Annotated in this window: 15 protein-coding genes; 8 read left to right on the forward strand and 7 right to left on the reverse strand. The window is 73.3% G+C overall.

All coding sequences use genetic code 11. The features are described from left to right. Positions 1 to 17: 17 nt before the first annotated feature. The gene (locus BMY61_RS28390) at positions 18 to 884 is read right to left on the reverse strand and encodes a carbon-nitrogen hydrolase family protein (RefSeq protein ID WP_042443338.1); all 867 of its coding nucleotides are present in this window, start codon (positions 882 to 884) and stop codon (positions 18 to 20) included. 44 nt (positions 885 to 928) lie between these two features. After that, positions 929 to 2,452: an APC family permease gene (locus tag BMY61_RS28395; RefSeq protein WP_042443336.1), complete on the reverse strand. Its 1,524-nt coding sequence runs from the start codon at positions 2,450 to 2,452 to the stop codon at positions 929 to 931. A 141-nt stretch (positions 2,453 to 2,593) separates the two neighbouring features. Between BMY61_RS28395 and BMY61_RS28400 the strand changes: the two genes are divergently transcribed. Together BMY61_RS28400 and BMY61_RS28405 are read left to right on the forward strand one after the other, a co-directional pair. Further along, on the forward strand, positions 2,594 to 3,196 hold the full coding sequence (locus BMY61_RS28400) for a TetR/AcrR family transcriptional regulator (RefSeq protein ID WP_042443334.1): 603 nt from the start codon (positions 2,594 to 2,596) through the stop codon (positions 3,194 to 3,196). 35 nt (positions 3,197 to 3,231) lie between these two features. Continuing rightward, positions 3,232 to 4,089: a hypothetical protein gene (locus BMY61_RS28405; protein ID WP_042443332.1), complete on the forward strand. Its 858-nt coding sequence runs from the start codon at positions 3,232 to 3,234 to the stop codon at positions 4,087 to 4,089. Positions 4,090 to 4,098: 9 nt separating this feature from the next. On the opposite strand, the gene BMY61_RS28410 is transcribed toward BMY61_RS28405, so the two are convergent. Further along, positions 4,099 to 5,358, reverse strand: coding sequence for an MFS transporter (locus BMY61_RS28410; protein ID WP_042443330.1), 1,260 nt, complete (start codon positions 5,356 to 5,358; stop codon positions 4,099 to 4,101). 163 nt (positions 5,359 to 5,521) lie between these two features. Between BMY61_RS28410 and BMY61_RS28415 the strand changes: the two genes are divergently transcribed. The 4 genes from BMY61_RS28415 to BMY61_RS28430 all read left to right on the forward strand — a co-directional run bounded on the left by BMY61_RS28415 (position 5,522) and on the right by BMY61_RS28430 (position 10,794). After that, the gene (locus BMY61_RS28415; RefSeq protein ID WP_042443328.1) at positions 5,522 to 6,406 is read left to right on the forward strand and encodes a helix-turn-helix domain-containing protein; all 885 of its coding nucleotides are present in this window, start codon (positions 5,522 to 5,524) and stop codon (positions 6,404 to 6,406) included. 10 nt (positions 6,407 to 6,416) lie between these two features. Then, a complete protein-coding gene (locus BMY61_RS28420; RefSeq protein ID WP_042443326.1) occupies positions 6,417 to 7,205 on the forward strand; it encodes a class I SAM-dependent methyltransferase in 789 nt (262 codons plus the stop codon). Between the two features lie 22 nt (positions 7,206 to 7,227). After that, the gene (locus tag BMY61_RS28425) at positions 7,228 to 9,453 is read left to right on the forward strand and encodes an MMPL family transporter (protein ID WP_042443324.1); all 2,226 of its coding nucleotides are present in this window, start codon (positions 7,228 to 7,230) and stop codon (positions 9,451 to 9,453) included. Between the two features lie 171 nt (positions 9,454 to 9,624). After that, positions 9,625 to 10,794, forward strand: coding sequence for a serine hydrolase domain-containing protein (locus tag BMY61_RS28430; RefSeq protein WP_042443322.1), 1,170 nt, complete (start codon positions 9,625 to 9,627; stop codon positions 10,792 to 10,794). Positions 10,795 to 10,809: 15 nt separating this feature from the next. Here BMY61_RS28430 and BMY61_RS28435 read toward each other — a convergent pair whose 3' ends face one another. After that, entirely contained in the window at positions 10,810 to 12,405 is a 1,596-nt protein-coding gene (locus tag BMY61_RS28435; RefSeq protein ID WP_042443320.1) for a DUF262 domain-containing protein, read from the reverse strand. 24 nt (positions 12,406 to 12,429) lie between these two features. Further along, positions 12,430 to 13,323, reverse strand: coding sequence for an oxidoreductase (locus BMY61_RS28440; RefSeq protein ID WP_042443318.1), 894 nt, complete (start codon positions 13,321 to 13,323; stop codon positions 12,430 to 12,432). A 105-nt stretch (positions 13,324 to 13,428) separates the two neighbouring features. Here BMY61_RS28440 and BMY61_RS46530 point away from each other — a divergent pair, with 105 nt between their 5' ends. Together BMY61_RS46530 and BMY61_RS28450 are read left to right on the forward strand one after the other, a co-directional pair. Continuing rightward, complete coding sequence (locus tag BMY61_RS46530) at positions 13,429 to 13,968, forward strand: VOC family protein (RefSeq protein ID WP_042443316.1); 540 nt, start codon at positions 13,429 to 13,431, stop codon at positions 13,966 to 13,968. A 64-nt stretch (positions 13,969 to 14,032) separates the two neighbouring features. Continuing rightward, positions 14,033 to 14,758 (forward strand): type 1 glutamine amidotransferase, encoded by a 726-nt coding sequence (locus BMY61_RS28450; protein ID WP_169791835.1) that lies wholly within the window; start codon positions 14,033 to 14,035, stop codon positions 14,756 to 14,758. Positions 14,759 to 14,815: 57 nt separating this feature from the next. Here BMY61_RS28450 and BMY61_RS28455 read toward each other — a convergent pair whose 3' ends face one another. Beyond that, the gene (locus BMY61_RS28455) at positions 14,816 to 15,250 is read right to left on the reverse strand and encodes an MmcQ/YjbR family DNA-binding protein (RefSeq protein WP_218162006.1); all 435 of its coding nucleotides are present in this window, start codon (positions 15,248 to 15,250) and stop codon (positions 14,816 to 14,818) included. 24 nt (positions 15,251 to 15,274) lie between these two features. After that, the gene (locus BMY61_RS28460) at positions 15,275 to 16,180 is read right to left on the reverse strand and encodes a LysR family transcriptional regulator (RefSeq protein ID WP_042443312.1); all 906 of its coding nucleotides are present in this window, start codon (positions 16,178 to 16,180) and stop codon (positions 15,275 to 15,277) included. Positions 16,181 to 16,236: the final 56 nt, after the last annotated feature.

Here is a 16,236-nt window from a genome sequence, read left to right on the forward strand (position 1 = left end):
CGCGCGGGCTGCCGCGATTACTCCGCCCAGTCCGGGGCGCGGAACGAGCCGCCGTACATCGGCAGTTCGATGGTGTGTCCGTAGCGCGCCAGTTGGCTCCAGGGCCGGTTGATCCCGGCCGAGCCGTACTGCCGGACGCGGGTGACGGCGTCCAGGTCCAGGACGTCGACGAGGACCTCCTCCCCCGCGCCGGCCTGCTGGCGGACCGTCCCCTCCGGGTCGACGATCGCGCTGCCGCCGACTCCGCAGGGGTCGGCGGCGTTGACGTTGACGACGTAGAGCTGGTTGGTCCAGGCGTTGGCCCGGGCGCAGACCAGCTCCATCTCCCGGTCGCGCGTGGTGGTCAGCGTCGGCTGGATCACCACCTCCGCGCCCAGCCAGGCCAGCTGACGCACCGTCTCCGGGAAGGAGCCGTCGTAGCAGATGGCCAGGCCGACCTTGCCGACGCCCGGGATCTCGAAGACGGTGAAGGAACTGCCCGGGGTCGCGGTCTCGTACGGCTGCCAGGGGAAGACCTTGCGGTAGCGTGCCGCGATCTCCCCCGCCGGTGAGATCGCCAGGGCGGTGTTGTACACCTGCCCGTCCTCCGCCCGCTCGAAGACCGTGCCGGGGACCAGCCACAGCCCGGTCTCCCGCGCAAGCTCACCGAGGCGCTCCGTCAGCGCACCCGGCAGGGGCACCGCCGCGCGCCTCATCCAGCCCTTCGGCGCGGGCCGCAGCAGGGGGCCCTCCGCCGCGAGGAAGAGCTCAGGAACGACGACCAACTGGACGTGCGGGAACAGCTCCCGGGTCAGCCGGGTCTGCTCGGCGAAGCGCTCCCAGCTCGCTTCGAGGTCGTGAGGGACGGGTGCGGTCTGCAGCGCCGCGATGGCGAGAGTGCGCATGGTGCTCGGTTTTCCCATCGGTGGGGTTCGGGTGGGCCGGCTGGTCAGCTCGGGTCGGTCACGGTCTGCGCCGCGATCTCGGCGCGTCCGTCTCGGAAGAAGCGGGGGAAACGGGAGCGCGCCACCAGCATCACCGGCACGCCCAGCGCGATGGAGCCCACGCCCAGCAGGAAGACCCCGCCGACGCCGTCGAAGGAGGTGCTGCCGTAGTCGGGCTTGACCATGTCGTAGGCGCTGCGGGCGAACGCGGCCAGCATCATCAGGCCGCCCAGCGCCGGCAGCACGCCGCGCAGCAGCAGGTCGCGCGGGGATTCGCGCAGCCGGGCGCGGAAGTGCCAGACGCAGGCCAGCGCGGTGGCGCCGTAGTAGCAGGCGATCAACAGGCCGATGGAGAGGATCGCGTCGCCGAGGAAGCGGGAGGAGACCAGCTCCAGCAGCACCAGCACGCCACCGGCCGCGCCGCCGAAGAAGACCGTGCCGAAGGACGGCGTGCGGTGGCGTGGGTGGATCCGGGCGAAGGCGGCCGGCAGGGCGCCGTGCGCGGCCATGGAGAGCGTGCCACGCGGGTTGCTGACGAGACAGGTCAGCAGGGCCGAGATCGCCGAGACGGCGACGGCGAGCTTGACCACCGTCGCCAGGGCGGTGCCGACGACCGGGGGTGCGAGGGTGGCGAGCACGTCCGTGGCGTTGGCGGCGTTGCCGAGCCCGAGACCGCTCGTGCCCGTCCCGGCGAAGGCGACGGCGGCGTAGGCGGTGAAGAGATAGGTGCCGAGCAGCAGGAAGGTGGAGACCAGCACGGCCCGTCCGGGCACCTTGTCGGCGTCGCTGGACTCCTCGTTGACGGTGATCAGCGCGTCCCAGCCCCAGTAGATGAAGAGGCAGAGCAGCACCGACTCGGCGAAGGAGCCGGAGTCGCCGAAGCCGAAGGGGTTGATCCAGGCGAGCGAGGGTGCCGCGGCGCCGTGCCGCACCAGGGCGGCGAGACCGAAGCCGAAGAGGGCGAGCAACTGCAGCGCGAGCAGCACGTACTGGACCCAGGCGGCCAGTTGGACACCGCGCCGGGCGACCAGGGTGGTCGCGGCGATCAGCAGCAACGCGGTGGCCGTCGTGGCCAGGGCGTTGTTCGCGAGGCCGGCGAGGCCGACGACGTCGAGCAGGTAGCTCGCCCCGACCTGGGCCAGCGCGGTCATGGCGATCAGCGTGGCCATCTGGGGCACCCAGCCCCCGGTCAGCCAGCCGGGCATCGGGCCGAAGGCGCGGGTGGTCCAGACGAAGGTGGTGCCGCAGTCGGGCATCTCCCGGTTGAGCTCGCGGAAGGCGAAGGCGGTCAGCAGGATCGGGACGAACCCGACCAGCAGGGCGGCGGGGGCGAGGTGGCCGACGACGAGGGTGACCAGGCCGAGGGTCACCGCGATGGAGTACGCGGGGGCGACGGAGGCGAGTCCGAGGGCCACGGCGGCGAGCAGGCCGACGGAGCCGCTGCGCAGGCCCTTGTCGCCGGGCTCACCCGCCGCCGCAGCGGGCGGGGCGGCTGCGGGCTGGTGCTCGGTGGGTGGATTGAGCGTCACGGTGGGGCTCCTGACAGCAGGGGGCGGGACGCCGGGTTTGTTAAACGTGGATTTAAGAAGCACCGTGCGAGGCTGTCAAGAGCAAGGGCTTCCTTGTTAAAGTTCATACGAGCAGACAGGCCGGCGACAGCGAGGGACACCATGGCGGCGAAGAAGGGCGGCAGCAAGGAGGCCCGGCGGGCGGAGCTCAGCCGCGCCGTCGAGCGGGCGCTGCTCGCCCGCGGCCTGGAGGGCCTGCGCCTGCGCGACGTCGCGGAGGAGGCCGGAGTCACCCCGGCGGCCGTGCTTTACTACGGCGATCTGGACACCCTCGTCCACAGCACCTACCGGCAGGCGATCGAGCGCTTCAGCCTGGAGCGCGAGCAGGCCGCCGACCAGTTCCCCGACGCCCGGGACAAACTGACGGCCTGCATCGACAAGGGGGTGGCCTCGGGCCCGGAGGACGCACTGACGCTGCTGCTCTTCGAGTACTGGCCGCGCTCGCTCCGCGACGCGAGGGTCGCCGCCCTGGACAGCGCCCTGACGGAACGCCAGGTGGCGGTCTACGCCTCGATCCTGGTCCTCGGGCAGGCCCAGGGCCACTTCGTGCTGCCGGACCCGCCGCGCCAACTCGCTGCCAGCTTCGTCGCCCTGGAGGACGGCTACCAGATGGAGATCCTGGCGGGCCGCCGCAGCCGCGCCGAGGTGCTGCGGGCGATCCACGCCTTCGCACGCGCCGTCACCGGATACGACCCGGGGCAGTAGGGTCACCTCCGGACCGAACGGAAGAGGGACAGCAGGTGACACAGCAGGAGGACGGCCCGGGCTTTCTCGCCGCCCCGGATCGGTGGGCCGTGTGGCAGGGCGTCGCGTACCCCTGTTGGGGCCGCCCGGCCCTGTGGCCGCGGTTGGCGCTCCGGGCCCGCGACGACGGGCGCGCTCCGGCGGGCCTCGAACGACTCGACGACGACTCCGAGCACCGCTACGTCCACCTGGTCGACCCCGACCGGCTGGACGCCTGGCACGAGACGCACTGGACCTTCCGCTGGCGCGGCGAGCCCTTCCAGAGCTGCGGAATGCCGGACCCCGCCACCGCGCGGGGCCGCTACGAGGGCGAGGACGAGGAGTTCGCCCGGCTGCACCTGAATCGGCCGAACCACCGGGAGGGCGACTACCCCCTCGACGAGATCACCGACGTCGTCGAGCACCGCACCGACCTGCGCGCCCTGCGCGACGAGCGCCTGCGACTGCTCGCCGGGACCGACGGCTACCGGCCGCGCGCGTTCGCGGTCGTGGACGGTCGCGAACTCCCGGCCGCCCTGCAGGCGGACGCGTCAGGACGCGTCGCCGTCGGCGAGCCGGGTCAACAACATCTCGTCCGGGCAACGGAGTTGGAAGCCTGGTGGCGAGTGCACTGGACGTACGTCATGGACGACCAAGACACGCACTGCGGCAACCATCCCTTCAGCGCGCTCGGCCCGGAGCGCGACTGTGTGAAGGGCGAGTACATCGGCAACGCCACCTACGGCCTGGTCATGCACACCTACCTGCTGGACGAGGAGACGGGCCCCGACGGCCGCCGGATGTACACGAGCACCTGCTATCCGGACCGGATCACCGAGCTCACGAAGCACCGCACGGACCTGCTCGCCGACTGAAACCGCAGGTCAGGCCGGGACGGGCAGCGCCGAACGGCTCAGGTAGCGACGCTCGGTGGCGGTGGAGAGCGCGAGCAGGAGCGCGGCCAGGGCGGCGGCGCAGGTGACGGCAAAGGGCGCCGACGGGCCCGCCGCAGCCGCCGCCCAGCCCGCCACCGCGGTGCCGAGCGACTGGGCCAGGGTGATGCCGCTGACCAGTCCCGCCATGGCCTCGCCCAGCCGGCTCTCCGGCACGGTCCGCTCGACCAGCCCGAAGACGGTGATCATCTGGGGTGCGACGGCCAGCCCGACGCAGCCCACGGCGAGGGCCAGGCCGGCCAGCGTGCCGCACAGCAGCGGGAGCAGCAGGGCGGCCACCAGCAGCAGGACCGTTCCCGCGCGCAGCCGGGCCGGGAGGCCGAAGCGCGCCGGCAGGGCGGCCACCGCCACACCGGCGCAGGCGCTGGCCCCGCCCATCAGCGCGTAGATCAGCCCGGCCGCGCCGGGACGGCCCAGCTGCTCGGTCGTCGAGGTCACTCCCACCTGGATGGAGCCGAAGGCCACGCCGAGCAGCGCCATCGTGGCCAGCAGCAGCGCGTAGGGCGCGGCGAGCAGCCGGTCCTCCCGGCGGTCCGACCGATCCACGGACGCCCCGGCGACCGTCGACGGAGCAGGGGCACGGCGCGCATCGCTTCCGGGCGGCGCGCTCGGGTGCAGGGCGAAGAGGGTGCCGCAGGAGCCGACGAGGGCTGCCGCGAGCAGCATCGCCGCGGCCGGGGCGACCAGGGCGGCCAGCAGGCCGACCAGGGCGGGGCCGGTGGTGAAGGTCAGCTCGTCGATCAGCCCGTCGAGCCAGAGGGCCGCCGACGCCGGGCCGGAACGCCCGGCCGCCAGGTGCAGCCAGCGGCTGCGCGCCAGGGGGCCCACGGCCGGGGTCGACAGGCCGGCCAGCGCGGCCGGCAGGAGCTGCCAGCCCAGCGGACTGCTCCAGTGGGACGCCGCGACCAGGGCGAGCAGCGCGACGGCGTTCACCACGGCCAGCGGCAGTCCCACCCGCCGCTGCCCGTGCCGGTCGGCGCTGCGGCCCGCCACCGGCCCGCCGACCGCCTGACCGAGTGCCAGCGCCCCGGTGACGGCCGAGCCCCGCCAGACGCTGCCGGTCTGCTGACTGGCCATCAACAGCGTGCCGATCGGCGCCATCGCGGCCGGCAGACGACCGAGCAGTGACCAGGTGAGCACCCTGCCCCCGGTCAGCTCCACGGCGCTGCGGCACTTCTCCATGACGGACATCGCACGTCCCCCTCGGGCCGCCTCGGGACGCCCGCCTCCCCGACACGGCCCCGCGGTGACGACGTGCGGGTGGATCTTGACCGTAGTCCGTCCGGACCTGCGGCCGCATCGTAGGAAGCTCTGAAACAGGGCCTGTTGAGCCCCTGCCGGATACCATTCGAGGATGGGATCCGGCACGGGGGAACGTGACGAGACGATCCGGTGGGATCTCGCCTGCCCGGCAAAGCCCAGCCGGGTGGCGGGGACGAGCATGGCGGGATTCCGTGACCGCGGGGACGCGCCGGTGGACCTCAGGGTGGTCCCGCATCCCACCGTGACGCTGGCGCTGGTGTTCGGCCCGGGCACCCCCTTGGTGGACGACCCCGCCGGGGGACGCCATCGCGGCAGTTTCGTCGCCGGTCTCGGGACGGGGTCGGCCGGCGAGGTCCGGGTGCGCGGGGAGGAGATCGCGGGCGTGCAGGTCCGCCTCTCCCCCGCCGTGGCCTTTGCCGCACTGGGTGTCTCCCCGGACGAGTTGAGCGGCGCCGTGGTGACGCTCGACGAGCTGTGGGGCCGGGAGGCGGCGCGGATCCGCGAGCGGTTGGACGAGGCGCCGACGTGGCAGCACCGCTTCGCGCTGACGGAGGAACTGCTCGCCCGCCGCTGCGCCGAAGCACCGCCGGCGCACCCGGAGGTCGTCTGGTCCTGGCGCCGGATCGTGGCCGGTCGCGGCCTGGTCCGGGTCGAGGAACTGGCGGCCGAGGTCGGTTGGAGCCGCAAGCGGCTGTGGTCCCGCTTCCAGGCGCAGATCGGGCTGCCGCCCAAGCGGGCCGCGAACCTGGTCCGGTTCGACCACGCCGTGCACCGCCTGGCCGCGGGCGACCGCGCGGGCCGCGTCGCGGCGGAGAGCGGCTACGCCGACCAGTCCCACCTGCACCGGGACATCGCCATCCGCACCGGCGCCACCCCGGCGACCGTGCCCGGTTCACCGTGGCTGGCCGTCGACGCCCTCAAGTGGGGCAACCGGGCGGGGAACATTTCTTCAAGACCCGGGCGGCCGCCCCTGTGACGCTGCGGGTATGTCGAACAATCCCGATGACCTCCCCGCGCCGTCCCCGCTCCGACCTCGTTACGGCGTCGACGCGCCCGCCTTCGTCGCGTTCACCGGCGCGGTCGGCGCCGCCTGCTGCCTCGCCGCCGCCCGGTGGCGGTCAGGACGAACGCCCGCACGCACCGTCACGGCCGCCCTGGGCGCGACCGTGCTCGCCTCCACCGGCGTCTACCTGCACACCACGCTGCGCGGCAAACTGCGTTTCTGGGAACACGAGTTGGACCGGCTCGGGCTGAAGGGCGACGAGCAGCTGCTCGACCTCGGCTGTGGGCGTGGCGCCGTGCTGATCGCGGCGGCCCGGCGACTGCCCAGGGGACGCGCCCACGGTGTCGACCTGTGGTCCGGCACGGACCAGAGCGGCAACGGCCCCGAGGCCACGCTCGCCAACGCCGTCGCGGCCGACGTCGCCGACCGGGTCGAGGTGCACACCGCCGACATGACCGCGCTCCCGTTCCCGGACGACTCCTTCGACCTCGTGACCAGCGCGCTGGCCATCCACAACATCCCCTCCCGGGAGGCCCGCCGGCGCGCGCTCGACGAGGCGGTGCGGGTGCTGCGCCCCGGCGGGCACCTGCTCGTCGCGGACTTCTGGTGGGCGGCGCGCCAGTACACCGCGCACCTCGGACAGGGCACGCTCCGCCCGCTCGGCCCCGGCTACTGGTACGGCGGCCCATGGCTGGGCGTCACACTGCTGCGCGCCGTCAAGGACCACCCGTCGGCGGGCGCGGCCAACACGGCGACTGCGGACTCGCACTGACCGCGGAAGGGAACGGAGGATCATGTCAGCTCTCGCGCGCTGGTGCTACCGGCACCGCCTGGTCGTGATCGCGACCTGGGTCGGCCTTCTGCTCGCCCTCGCGGCCTTGTCGCAGGCGGTGGGGACGACCTACGACAACTCGCTCACCCTGCCGGGGACCGACTCGGGCAGCGCCCAGCAGCTGCTGCAACAGGGGGCACCGGCCCAGTCGGGCGACGACGACCAGATCGTGTGGCACGTCCGCGACGGACACGTCACCGATCCCCGGGTCGAGGAGCGGATCTCGGGGATGCTCACGCAGGTCTCCCGGCTGCCCGAGGTCGCCTCGGTCACCGGCCCGTACCGGCCGGGCGGCGGCGTCCAGGTGAGCCGGGACGGACGCACCGCGTTCGCCGCGGTGACCTTCACCCGCGCCGCGGACAACCTGGACCACGCGGACGTGAACCGGGTCATCGACGCGGCGGTCGCCGCCCGCGGGCCGGGCCTCGACGTCGAGCTCGGCGGCAAGGCGATCGCGGGCGCCGAGGAGACGCCGGCCTCGAACGCGTCGCTGATCGGCGTCGTCGCGGCCGCGGTCGTCCTGCTCGTCGCGTTCGGGTCGGTGTTCGCGATGGCACTGCCCATCGTGACCGCCGTGGCGGGGGTCGGCAGCGGCCTGCTGCTCATGGCCCCGCTCAGCCATGTCATGTCGGTCAACGGGATCGCGCCGATCCTGGGTGCGCTGATCGGTCTCGGCGTCGGTGTCGACTACGCCCTGTTCGTCGTGACCAGGCACCGGCACGGCCTGCAGTCGGGGCTGAGCCCGGAGCGGGCGACCGTGCAGGCCCTGAACACCTCCGGCCGGGCGGTCCTGTTCGCCGGCGCCACGGTCTGCGTCGCCCTGCTCGGGCTGCTCTCCGTCGGCCTGGACTTCATCGACGGGCTCGCCGTCCCGGCGGCGATCACCGTGGTGTGCACGGTGCTCGCCGCCGTCACGCTGCTGCCGGCGCTGCTCGGGGCGCTCGGGGTGCGGGTGCTGAGCCGCAGGCAGCGCCGTGTGCTGCAGGCCGGTGGCGCGGCGGGGGCCGGGAACACCGAGGGGTTGTGGGCCCGCTGGTCGCGCGTCGTGCCGCGGTTCCCGGCCGTGCTCGCCGCGTTGGGTCTGGCGGTGATGCTGGCGGTGTCCGCCCCGGTGCTGCACCTTCGGCTCGGTTTCGCCGACGCGTCCAACGACCCCCGCTCCACGCACACCTACCGGGCGTACGAGATGGTCGCCGAGGGGTTCGGCCCCGGCTTCAACGGCCCGCTGTACCTGGTGGCCGAGACGCGGACCGCGGCCGACCGCGCCGCGCTGGCCCGGCTCGACCGCGCGCTGGGCTCCCTGCCGGGCGTGGCCGCCGTGGAGACCGTGCCCGCCCGGTCCACCGGGACAGCGGACCCGAGTGGCGCGACGGAGGCGACGGGACCGGCCGTCGTGGTGACGCAGGTCCTGCCCACCACCGCCCCGGAGGACCGCGCCACCTCCGACCTGATCCACCGCCTGCGGGACACGGTCGTCCCGCAGTTCACCCGCGGCACCACGCTGGACGTCCACGTCGGTGGCCTGACGGCGACGTTCGTCGACTTCGCGGCGGTGACCGGCGACAAACTGCCCTGGCTGCTCGCCACGATCGTGGGCTTCGGCTTCCTGCTGCTCGTGCTCGCCTTCCGCAGCCTGCTCGTCCCGGCGGTCACGGCGGTGCTCAACCTGCTGTCGGCGGCGGCCTCGTTCGGTGTCCTCACCGCGTTCTTCCAGTGGGGCTGGGGCACCGACGCCTTCGGGATGGGCGCACCCAGCCCCATCGAGGGCTACCTGCCGGAGCTGGTGCTGGCGGTCCTGTTCGGCCTCTCCATGGACTACCAGGTGTTCCTGGTCAGCCGGATGGCGGAGGAGTGGGCGCTGACCCGGGACAACGCCCGTGCGGTGACGGCCGGGGTCACCCACACCGCCCGGGTGGTCACCGCGGCGGCGCTGATCATGATCGCGGTGTTCACCGCGTTCGTCCTCACCGGTCAGCGCAGCATCGCCGAGTTCGGCGTCGGACTCGCCGCCGCCGTGGCGCTGGACGCCTTCGTCCTGCGGACCGTGCTCGTCCCGGCGGTGATGTACCTGTGCGGCCGGGCCAACTGGTGGCTCCCCTCCTGGCTGGACCGGCGACTGCCCCACCTGGCGGTCGAGCCGCCCACGCAGGAGCCGGCCGCTCCCGCCCCCGGCCCCGCGCTCGTCTGACCGCGCGGAGCCGCGTGGTGGTGCGTCCCGGTCGAACCGGGACGCACCGCCACGGCATACCTGGGGTTGTCCCCATGGTCCGTAGGGAGCCACCCCCATGGGCGGTGCGGGCGATCGCCGCCAGGCTGGAGGGCGACCACCGCCGTCCCTCGACCGACGAGGTCTCGTCCCATGCGCCGTCCACGCCTTGTCCTGCCGGCCGTCGTCGCCGCCACCGCTCTGCTCGCCTGCGGCGCTGCGGTCACCCCGCCCGCGTCAGCCGCCACCGGCTCCCCACCCCCGCTGTCGGCCGTCCTGCGGACCGCGACGACGCGGGCGGTCGCCGACGGCTACCCGGCCGCGATCGCCTACGCCCGCCGGGGCGACGTGAGCGCCACGGCCGCCGCCGGGCTCGCCGACGTCGCGACCGGACGCCCGGCGCGGCCGGGTGACCGGTTCCGGATCGCCAGCAACACCAAGTCCTTCGTCGCGACCGTGCTGCTGCAGCTGGTCGCCGAGCACCGGCTCGGCCTCGACGACCCCGTGGCCAGGTGGCTGCCCGGCGTGATCTCCGGGGCCGGCAACGACGGCCGGCGGATCACCGTGCGCGAGCTGCTGAACCAGACCAGCGGCCTCTACGACCCCACCACCGACCCGGCGTTCTTCGCCCCCTACCTGGAACGCCACGACATGAGCTACGTCTTGACCCCTCGCCGGGTCGTGGCCGAGGCCTCGGCCCACCGGCCGCTCTTCGCGCCCGGCACGCGGTGGAACTACTCCAACACCAACTACCTGGTGGCCGGTCTGGTGATCGAGGCCGTCACCGGTCACAGCGCCGGGCGCGAGATCACCGACCGGATCCTGCGCCCGCTCGGCCTGACCCGCACCACCCTTCCGCTCACCGATCCGCACATCCACGGCCGTCACCTGCACGGCTACGACCTGTCCGGGCACGACGTCACCGTCTTCAGCCCGTCCTACGACTGGACCGCCGGAGCGATGATCTCCACCCTCGACGACCTGGCCGCCTTCGACCGGGCCCTCTTCTCCGGCCGGCTCCTGCCCCCGGTCGAGCAACGCGCCCTGGAGACCGCCCCGAAGGTCCCGGGCGACGACGGCTACGCACTGGGCGTGACCCACTCGACGGTCGACTGCGGCGCCGGCCACGAGGCCACCGTCTGGGAGACCGACGGCGGCGGCCCGGGCTTCACCAGCCTCTCCCTCACCTCCGCCACCGCCGCCGATCGCCAACTGGTGCTGGTCGGCACGGTCTTCGACCTCGGCCAGGACCTCCGCCACCAACGCCCCGTCCCCGCCTCGACCGCCTTCGACCCGGCCGGGACGGCGGTGTTCTGCCACTGAACGCCCGTCGGCGGCTCAGAGCTGCCACTCGGTCGCGAGCACCCTCATCAAGTCCGCGTGCCGCTGCCCGACGATCTCTGGGGTCCAGTCACCGCAGGTCAACACCTGAACCGTGAGGGCGAAGTTGCTGATCCCGTTCTTGGTGGAGAAGTAGCGCGACTTCTTGTCGGCGAAGTCGTAGTTCTGCGCGGCCGAGTTCTTGGCCCGGCTGAGGAGCACCAGGTTGCCCAGCCGATGGGTCCACAGCTCCCGCGCGTCGTCGTCGAAGAGCTCGGCCCACCTGGACCCGCTCGACGGCTTCTGCGGCAGGACGTGCTCGACGGTGATGACCGGGTGGTGGTAGCTCACCCCGGACCCGGCGGACAGGGCTTCGTCGAGCCGCAGCAGCACGTACTTGCGGATCTTCTGCTCCTGGTAGAGCCGGCCGTCCAGCCGTGCCAGCGTCTCCGCCCGTTCGACCGGGGTCAGCTCGAACGAGGGCGAGTCGAGGCCCCGTCCGTCGGCGAGCTCACGCAGCAGGTCGGCGTAGCGGGTCACGCGCGGCGTGGTGTAGACGCGACGGATCAGCATGCTGGCGGCCAGGCGCTCCAGCGCACGGAAGAAGCGGTCCAGCTCCCCCGGGTCGTGGCGGTGGTGCCGCAGGGCCCAGAGCGCGGGCGGGCGCCAGTCGTTGTTGTCGAGCTGGGCCAGGCGCCGGAACCAGCCGTTGACCCTTTCGTCGGCCGGTTCGTCACCGGTCGCGCTCGTGTAGCTCTGGTCCCGGATCTGCTGGTACGCGTCCGCGTACGGGATCACCACGTCGTCGACGAAGGTCCGGGCCCGGTCCGGCATGTACTGCGAGAGGACCTGCTCGGGAATGGCGAAGATTATCCGTATGTGGAGGAAGAGGTCGAGGAAGCCGTCGCGGCCGAGCGCCTCCTCGGCGTCCTCCCAGCTGGTGGCGCAGGCGTCCGAGGCCTCCTCGGAGAGGGCTCCGATGATCCGGGACTTGAAGATGTCGGTCGGTGACAGGTCCAGGCCGCGGGCGTTCATGACGCTGAAGATGCGGTGCGCGCTGTCGAGGTCCGAGGTGCTGACCAGGACGAGGAAGGTCCGCTCGGACAGCCGCTGGTGAAGTGCCTTGGCATTGGCCAGCACGGCGCGTTGCGAGTCCGTTCCCAGAGCGCCGGGCTTCAGCTCGAGAAGAGCGGGGAGGGCACCCGCGGTCTGGACGTACTTGGCGAAGAAGGCCGCGTCCCGGTCCCGCAGCCTGAGCCTCGGCCTGCTCTCCAGCCCGCGGACGCGGCTCCCCGGCTCCGCCACCATGACGTCGAGCTCGTGGCGCAACTCCTGGTCCGGAGCGAGGTCGCGGAGCACCGCGAGCAGGATGGTCAACGTCGTCAGCCGCTGTTGCCCGTCGATCACGTCGGCGAGCGGCGCGCTGCTGCTCTTGACCAGCACGACCGAACCGAGGAAGTAGGGCTCGCCACCGTGGCGCTCCAGCGCCTCGAGAAGGTCGGAGAGCAACTGGTCGGCCTGCTCGACTCCCCAGGCGTAAGGACGCTGGTAGTCCGGGATCCGGAAGTCGTAGTCACTGCTGAAGACCTTGTGCAGTGGGAAGTACCGCTGGATCCGACCGGTGGGACGGCCGGTGCCCTACGGGGTCGGGAACGGGAAGGCGACACCGGTCAGGCCTTCCGAGACGGCCCAGAGACGGCGGGCCCGTTCGGGATCGCGGGCGTTGTCGCTGAGGACCGCCGGGGCGGGGTGGCCCTTGAGCTCGCCGCGACCGTCGGGGCCGGTGTAGCTGCCGCCGGGCAGGGCCTGGGTGGCGGCGAAGAGGACCGGCAGGGCGCCCATCTCCTCGGACTGCGCCATGAACCGGTTGGTGAGGGACATCATGGCGCGCTGCACCGCGCTGCCCGTGCCGCGCTGCAGGTTGGTGGCCGCGTAGCCGGGGTGGGCCGCGTGCGCGGTGAGGGGCGAGCCGGCCGCGGCGAGGCGGCGCTGGAGCTCCTGGACGAACAGCAGGTCGGCCAGCTTGGACTGCTGGTAGGCCCGCCACGGGCTGTAGGAGCGCTCCGAGTTGAGATCGTCGAAGTCGATGTCCACACCGGGCCGGCGGTGGGCGTTGGAGGCGACGCTCACCACCCGGTCGGTGAGCCTGGGCAGCAGCAGGTTGGTGAGAGCGAACGGCCCGAGGTGGTTCGTGCCGAGCTGCATCTCGAAGCCGTCGACGGTGCGGCGCTCCGGGATCGCCATCACTCCCGCGTTGTTGACCAGCACGTCCAGCGGGCCCTCCCAGCCGGCGGCGAAGCGCCGCACCGAGGCCAGGTCGGCGAGGTCCAGCTCCCTCACCTCACAGCTCCCGCCGCAGGACCGCGCGGCGTCGGCGCCACGCCGGGTGTCCCGGACGGCCAGCACCACGTGCGCGCCGACGCGGGCGAGCTCGCGCGAGGTCACCAGGCCCAGACCGCTGGTCGCGCCGGTGACCACCACCGTCCTCCCGGTCAGGTCGGGCAGGTCTGCGGCGGTCCACTTCTCACCCATGCCTCGATTCTGGCCCCCGGCGCGGGCAGCGGCGAGTGGGTGGACTCCGCCGACGGGCGGTCCGGCCTGCTGCCGACCAGGCACTCCCGGACGCACACTGGCCCTATGAACGCCCCCGAGCCCGGACCCGATCCCGCGACCGTCGCCGCCCGCGCCGCCGAACGCGAACGTCTGCGCGCCGCCCACCTGCTCCCGCACGGGCGCCGACCCGCCTCCTCCGCCCGCGGCATCCACCACACGGCGCTGATCAGCAGCGATGTCGAGCGGACCATCCGCTTCTACCAGGACCTGCTGGGCTTCCCGCTGACCGAGCTGATCGAGAACCGCGACTACCCCGGGTCCTCGCATTTCTTCTTCGACCTGGGCAACGGCAACCTGCTGGCCTTCTTCGACTTCCCCGGCCTGGACGTGGGACCGTATGCCGAGGTCCTGGGCGGGCTGCACCACATCGCAATCTCCGTCGAGCCCTCGCACTGGCAGCGCCTGAGACAGCGTGTCGCGGACGCGGGCGTCGCCCACGAGGTGCACAGCGACGTCTCGCTCTACTTCCGTGACCCCGACGGCGCCCGCATCGAGCTCATCGCGGACCCGCTGGGCGAGATGTACGGCAGCCGGATCCTGGAACAGGCACCGCCCGCGCCGTGACCGCGCTCGGCTCCGCATGAGACGCTCTTCGCTCCGGAGGACGTCAGGTGGAGGCGGGACGGCTGTGAGGATCCTGGTGGTCCAGCACGAGGACGGGACCGGTCCCGGCATCGTCGGCGAGGCACTGGAGGCCGCGGGCCTGCGCCTGGACCTCCGGCATCCCTGGGCGGGCAAGGCGCTGCCGGACTCGTTGGCCGACCACGACGCCCTGCTGGTCCTCGGTGGTGCGCCCAACTGCGAGGACGACGCGGCGGCGCCGTGGCTGCCACAGGTGCGAGCGCTGATCCGGGAGGCGGTGGAGCGGGAGGTCCCCTTCCTCGGCATCTGCCTGGGCGCGCAGATCGCGGCGTCCTGCCTGGGCGGCACGGTGGTCCGGCGCGCCCGCCCGCCGGAGATCGGCGCGGTCCCGCTGCGCCGACTCCCGGCCGTCACCGACGACCCGGTCCTCGGGGCGGTACCGGACGGCGCGCCGGCCGCGCAGTGGCACTGGGACGAGATCGCCGGCCTGCCGCCCGGCGCGGTTCCGCTGCTGACCGGCGACGACTGCGACCACCAGGCGTTCCGCGTGGGCCCGGCGGCCTGGGGGGTCCAGTTCCACCCGGAGGTCCTGGGCGCGGAAGTCGCCCGGTGGGCCGCGTCCGACGGTCCGGCGACGCGGGCGGCGGGCGCCGACCCGGACGCCGCCGTCGCCTCGGTCCGCGCGGCGGAGCCGCGGCTGCGCGAGACCTGGACCGCGATGTCCCGCGCCTGGGGCGCGGTGGTCACCGCCCGCGCGACGACGCCGCACTGAGCGGCGCCCCGCCTGCGGCCACCCGGCCACGCTCCGGCCGGCCCGAGACCGCCCGGACTACCCGGACCCGGTGCGCCCCTGTGCGGCCTCCCAGGCGCGGCGGCGGGTGGCGGAGGTCTGGGACATCCACGCGTCCTCGATCAGCTCCCGCAGCAGGCGCCGGCTGATCTCACCGAGCCGGCTCGCCCGCACCAGCACCGACGGGTGCCCGTCGAAGTGGGGCGTGGTGAAGAACGGCGTGCAGGGGTCCTGGACCAGCGCCAGCTTGTCCTCCTCGTCGGGCACCCAGATCACGATGACGTCGGGAAGCCGCTCGCCGTGCTCGTCCAGCGCGTCCGGGCGCGGGGTGCGGAAGAAGACGAACGACCGGCCGCCGACCTGGTAGATCGCGTTGCCCGCGCGCTCGCCCTCGACGAGCGTCACATGGGGCATCGCCGAGGCGAGCTCGTGCACGTCGGCGACGCGGGCGGGTCGGGAGTCCCGTGGCGGCACACCCCTACGGTACGCCGGGCCCGCTCACCCCGCCGGGAGCCAACCCTCGCGGCGGGCGAGTCCGCGAGCCGTGTCGAGCAGCAGCTCCAGCGCGGGCGACAGGCCGGCGCGCTTCCAGACCATCCGCAGCCGCAGGGGCGGCAGGTCGTCCGCGAGCGGGACGGTCGCGGTTCCGACGGGCCCGCGCCCCGTCACGCTGGCCGGGACCAGGGTGAAGCTGCGGCGGTCCGTCAGATCCAGGTGGCTGAGGCCCTGGATGGGGTTCTCCGCGTACTCGAAGACCTCCCCGGTCCTCGCGAGGGCGTCGGCCATGAAATCGTGCCGGTCCGGCGCCAGGCGTCTCGGCGTGTGGAAGAAGCGCTGCCCGGCGAACTCGGCCAGGGCGACCGGGCCGTGGCCGACCAGCGGGTGGCCCTCGTCGACGATCGCGACGACGCGTTCGCGGCGCAGGGTCTCGTGGACGTACTCCGACCGCGGCGGGATGTCGCGGGAGAGGACGAGATCGTGGGTGTCGGACCGCAGCCCGGCGTCGAGGTCCGGCGTCCAGCCCTCGCGAGCCTCCAGGGTCACGCCGGGGTGGCGCTCCCGCATCGCCGAGACGAGCCTCGGCACCGTCTCGAACACGGCGGAGTAGATGTAGCCGACCCGGACGGTGCCGAGCTCACCACGTCCGGCCAACACCGTTCGCTCCAGCAGCCGTTCGCTGTCGGCCAGGATCGTCCGCGCGGACTCGACGAAGACCCGACCGGCCTCCGTGGGCCTCACCACGGGCCGCCGCTCGAACAGCTTCACACCCAATCGTCTTTCCAGCGCCCCTATCTGACGACTCAACGGCGGCTGCGCCATCTGCAGCCGCTCGGCGGCACGTTGGAATCCCCCCTCGTCGGCGACGGTGAGCACGTACCGCATCAGTCGCAGATCGATCCCCATACCCGGAGGGTATCCGCACACGACGCAAACGGTCTTGGACGGGCGGCGCCCGGCTT

The sequence above is a fragment of the Streptacidiphilus jiangxiensis genome (genome assembly GCF_900109465.1).
In the GTDB taxonomy this organism is placed as follows: domain Bacteria; phylum Actinomycetota; class Actinomycetes; order Streptomycetales; family Streptomycetaceae; genus Streptacidiphilus; species Streptacidiphilus jiangxiensis.